At 75.1% G+C, this 4659-nt stretch carries 4 protein-coding genes; all 4 read right to left on the reverse strand.

Translation table 11 applies throughout. From position 1 onward, the window contains the following. On the reverse strand, positions 1 to 838 hold an 838-nt coding region (locus tag QH283_RS01255; protein ID WP_280501178.1), incomplete at its 3' end, for a cobyrinate a,c-diamide synthase. A gap of 8 nt (positions 839 to 846) precedes the next feature. Then, complete coding sequence (gene cobO, locus QH283_RS01260) at positions 847 to 1461, reverse strand: cob(I)yrinic acid a,c-diamide adenosyltransferase (protein ID WP_280501179.1); 615 nt, start codon at positions 1459 to 1461, stop codon at positions 847 to 849. Positions 1462 to 1528: 67 nt separating this feature from the next. Next, positions 1529 to 3601 carry a VWA domain-containing protein gene (locus QH283_RS01265; protein WP_280501180.1) on the reverse strand — a complete coding sequence of 691 codons (2073 nt, stop codon included), beginning with the start codon at positions 3599 to 3601 and terminating at the stop codon, positions 1529 to 1531. Between the two features lie 64 nt (positions 3602 to 3665). Continuing rightward, positions 3666 to 4659: macro domain-containing protein (locus QH283_RS01270; RefSeq protein ID WP_280501181.1), on the reverse strand; the 994-nt coding region annotated here is incomplete at its 5' end.

The following is a 4659-nucleotide window of genomic DNA, read 5'->3' on the forward strand; positions in this document are numbered from 1 at the left end:
CGGCCGCCCCCCCCCCCCCCGGCCCGCGCCCCCCCCCCCCCCCCCGGGGGGGGGCCCCCCCGCCCCCGGGGCCCCCGCCGCCCCCCCCCCGGGCCCGCCGCCCCGGCGGCCCCACGGCGGCGAGGTCGACGTGGGCGGCGACCAGGTCGGTCATGGCGGCGACGGCGACGGTGGCGGCGGACCCGTGCTCGACGGCGGGGATGAGACCGAGGTGGCGGGAGGGGACCTCCAGTTCCGCCATGCGCGGCAACGCGCCGAGCACAGGCAGGCCGACGCGGGCGCAGGCGGCACGCAGCACGTGTTCGTGCCGTTCGCTGCCGACCCGGTTGAGGATCACCCCGCCCAGCCTGATGCCGCTGTCGAAGGTGGCGAAGCCGTGCAGCAGGGCGGCCAGGCTCTGGCTGTGCCCGCGCGCGTCCACGACCAGCACCACCGGGGCGCCGAGCAGGCTCGCCACCTGGGCGGTCGAGCCCTCGGCCACCGGGCGCGCGTCGTCCTCGTCGATCCGGCCGTCGAACAGACCCATGACGCCCTCGACGATCGCCAGATCGCAGCCCGCGCTGCCGTGCCGGTACAGCGGCGCCACCCGGTCGGCGCCGACCAGCACCGGGTCGAGATTGCGGCCTGGCCTGCCTGCGGCCAGGCCGTGGTAGCCGGGATCGATGTAGTCGGGACCGACCTTGAACGGCGCGACCCGGTGCCCCGCCCGGCGCAGCGCGCCGATCAATCCCGTTGCCAGCGTGGTCTTTCCGCTCCCCGACGCCGGGGCCGCGATGACGACGGCTCGGGCCGCCTGTCCTGCCGGGGCGGCTGTTCCCCCGGGAGCGGACCCCGGCACCCGGCCGTTCACCACTCGATGCCGCGCTGGCCCTTGCGGCCCGCGTCCATCGGGTGCTTGAGCTTGGTCATCTCGGTGACCAGGTCGGCGGCGTCGAGCAGGACCTGCGGTGCGTCGCGTCCGGTGATGACGACGTGCTGGTTGCCGGGCCGATCGACCAGGGTCGTCACGACCTCGTCCACGTCCACCCAGCCCCACTTCAGCGGGTAGGTGAACTCGTCGAGCACGTAGAAGCGGTGCTCCTCGGCGGCGAGACGGCGCTGGATCTCCCGCCAGCCCGACAGCGCGGCGGCGGCGTGGTCCTCCTCGCTGCCCTGCTTGCGCGTCCACGACCAGCCCTCGCCCATCTTGTGCCACTGCACCGGACCGCCCGCGCCGGTCCGCTCGTGCAGTTCACCGAGAGCACGGAAGGCGGCCTCCTCGCCCACCTTCCACTTGGCGCTCTTGACGAACTGGAAGACCGCCACGTCGAAGCCCTGGTTCCAGGCGCGCAGCGCCATGCCGAACGCCGCGGTCGACTTGCCCTTGCCCGGACCGGTGTGCACCGCCAGCACCGGTCGATTGCGGCGCTGCCGCGTGGTCAGCCCGTCGTCGGGCACCGTCTCCGGCACACCCTTCGGCATGTCCCGCTCCTCGTCTCCCCGTGCCGCACCGACCCGTTCGGCCGGTATCGGCGATGTCGTGTACCGCTCACGCCGCGCGCCCGCCCGTGGCACGCTCCGTTCCCGCCCTGACCACCTCGGCGACGGCCACGCCCGTCAGCTCGCCGAGGCGGACCACACTGCCGCGCAACGACCGCGCCAGCTCGGCGGCCAGGCCGAGCCGGATCATGCCGCGCTCGCAGTCCACCACCATCGAGGTGACGCCCGCACCCGCCAGCAGTCCCGCCGCGATCTTGGCCCGGCCGACCGGATCCGTGCCGCCGGTGGCGCGTCCGTCGGTGAGCAGCACCAGCATCGGGCGCCTGCGCGGATCACGGACCCGCTCGCGGCGCACCACCTCGCGGGCCTTCAGCAGTCCGGCCGCCAGCGGCGTCTTGCCACCGGTGCGCATGCCCGCCAACCTGCGCACCGCGATGTCCACCGAATTGGTCGGCGGCAGCACCAGTTCCGCCTCGGCGCCGCGCACGCTGATCACCGCCACCTTGTCGCGCCGCTGGTAGGCGTCGCGCAGCAGGGCGACGACCGCGCCGGTCACCGCCGACAGCCGGTCCCGCGCGGCCATCGACCCCGAGGCGTCGACCACGAAGACCACCAGATTGCCCTCGCGCCCTTCGCGATACGCGCCGCGCAGATCCTCGGGGGCCAAGACGATCCCGCCGCCCGCCCGCTCGCGCAGGTGCTGGCGCGGGGCGGCGGCGAACACGGTTCCCAGCAGGTGCAGGCCGGTGCCCGGCTCGGTGGTGGCGCGCACCACCCGGCCGTTGCGGGTCTGGGCCCGGGAGCGGCGACCGGGGGCGCCCTCGCCGACACCGGGCACCTCCCAGCGCGGTGGCCGGGCGGCGCCGGAAGCCGGTGTGCCCGAACGGCCTGCACCGGAATTCCCGGCACCGCGACCACCGGGACCGGTGCCGTCGGGATCGTCGTCCGGGTCCGGCTCGCCGCCGGTGGAATCGCCGTCGTGTGGATCCTCACCGGGGGGATCCTCACCGGGGGAATCATCGCCCGGCACATCGTCACCGCTGTCGCCGTCCCGGTTCTCCGGCGGGCCGGGAGGCGAATCCGGTTCGGGCGCGGGCGGTCGCGCCTGGTCGACCGCCTCGGCGGCCTCCCGCATGGCCTGTTCGAGCTGTTCCTCGCTGATCCCCGGCTCGTCGAAGGGGTCGCGGCGACGGCGGTGCGGCAACGCCAGTTCGGCGGCCACCCGCACATCCTGCTCTTCGACCGCGTCCGCGCCGCGCCAGGCGGCGTGCGCGGTGGCAGTGCGCGCCACCACCAGGTCCGCGCGCATGCCGTCGACATCGAAACAGGCGCACAGCGCGGCGATGCGGCGCAGTTCGGCGTCATCGAGCGCGATCTGGGCCAGCCGATCGCGCGCCCGCAGAATACGTTCGGCGACATCCCGGTCGGCGGCGGCATAGCGGGCCGCGAATCCCGCCGGATCGGCCTCGTAGTCGAGCCGTCTGCGCACCACCGCCATGCGGGTGTCCACCTCGCGGGAGGCGGCCACATCGACGGTGAGGCCGAACCGGTCGAGCAGCTGCGGGCGCAGCTCGCCCTCCTCCGGGTTCATGGTCCCCACCAGCACGAACCGCGCCGGGTGCGAGTGCGACACCCCGTCGCGCTCCACGTGCACCCGGCCCATGGCGGCGGCATCGAGCAGCACGTCCACCAGATGGTCGTGCAACAGGTTCACCTCGTCCACGTACAGCACGCCGTGATGGGCGGCGGCCAGCAGACCGGGCCGGAACGCCTGCTCGCCGTCGCGCAGCACCCGCTCCAGATCCAGCGAGCCCACCACGCGGTCCTCGGTGGCGCCGACCGGCAGTTCCACCAGCCGCGCGGGCCGGGCGCCGGTCTCGTCCACCACCGGCGGCAGCAGGTTCGCCAGCGCGCGCACCACGGTCGACTTGGCGGTGCCCTTCTCGCCGCGCACCAGCACACCGCCGATACCCGGGTGCACGGCGCACAGGATCAGCGCCAGTTGCAACTGCTCCTGGCCGACCACGGCGGAGAACGGGAAACCGGCCTCCGAGCCGGTCGCGGGCACGACGTCGGCCTGCGCCGGTTCGGCGGCGGACCGTTCGGCATGGGACAAGGACATGGCCCTACCCTAGGCGGGCGCGCGCACGGTGTGACCGGCCACCCTGCGCCGACGGCCGTGGCGCTCAGCGGCTCCCGGGCGGCGACGGGGGCGACGGATGGGCGTCGCGGTCGTCGACGCGCCAACCGGGCCCGAGAAAGAACTCCGCGTAGGCGACGGGCAGCGCGTCCCGCTCCCGGACGATGGTCAGCAGCTCGGCGTACCAGGCCACGTAGGCGGGGTCGGGCTCACGCGACGGCAGCACCGGCAGAGTCTCGAGAATCAGCGCGGCCACCCGCTCGGCGGGCCACGAGGCCGTCACCGCGGCGCCCGCGAAGGCCGGGCCCGCCGCCGAGGTGTAGTGCAGCACCGACTTCCACGCGGTCTCCTCGTACCCGCGGGTCAGCGCGTGGATGGCAGCGGCCTCGCCGACCGCGAGCCGCCAGCTCGTCCCCGACGGACTCACGCCGGGCAGCACTCGCACCCGGTGGAAGCCGAGCCGGTGCAGGGCCGCGACGCCGTCGAGCAGCCGCAGTGGGATCCGGTGGTAGCACCTGCGCCGGGCGGCGGCCGCGGCGGCGGCTCCGTAGGCGACGAGCAGGATCTCCTCGAGCGTGGTGGGGGTGCTCGCGAGCGTGTCCACCGCGACCTCGACCGCCTCCTCCAGCGGCCGGCCGAAGGCACCCGCTCCGATCAGCGGGAAAGCCGCCGAGCGGGCGCCGAGTTCTCCCGCGACCCGCAGCGCACGCCGGTAGCAGGTCTCCAGCAGCAGTCGATCCCCCGGCCGACCCGCATGTCTCGGGCCGACGGCGTGGACGAGCCAGGTGGCGGGCAGATCGCCCGCCGAGGTCCACCCGGCATCGCCCGGGCACAGGCCCGAGGGATAGCGGGTCAGGCTTTCGCGGCGCACCGCCGGGCCGGCGACCCGGTGGATGGCGCCGTCCACCCCGCCGCCGTCCCCGCGCAGAGACGGGGGCGCGGCGGTGACGATCACATCCGCCGCGACGGTGGTGATGTCGCCGTCGACGATCGTCAGGTCCGCCGGTGTGCCCGCCGCGTCCATGACTGTCCTTTCGCGG

It is taken from the genome of Nocardia farcinica (assembly GCF_029867845.1).
Classification (GTDB): Bacteria; Actinomycetota; Actinomycetes; order Mycobacteriales; family Mycobacteriaceae; genus Nocardia; species Nocardia farcinica_A.

Bases quoted from the DNA above. Each gene is read 5' to 3' on its own strand.
- cobO (WP_280501179.1), bottom strand. From the start codon at position 1,461: ATGCCGAAGGGTGTGCCGGAGACGGTGCCCGACGACGGGCTGACCACG.
- QH283_RS01265 (WP_280501180.1), bottom strand. From the start codon at position 3,601: ATGTCCTTGTCCCATGCCGAACGGTCCGCCGCCGAACCGGCGCAGGCC.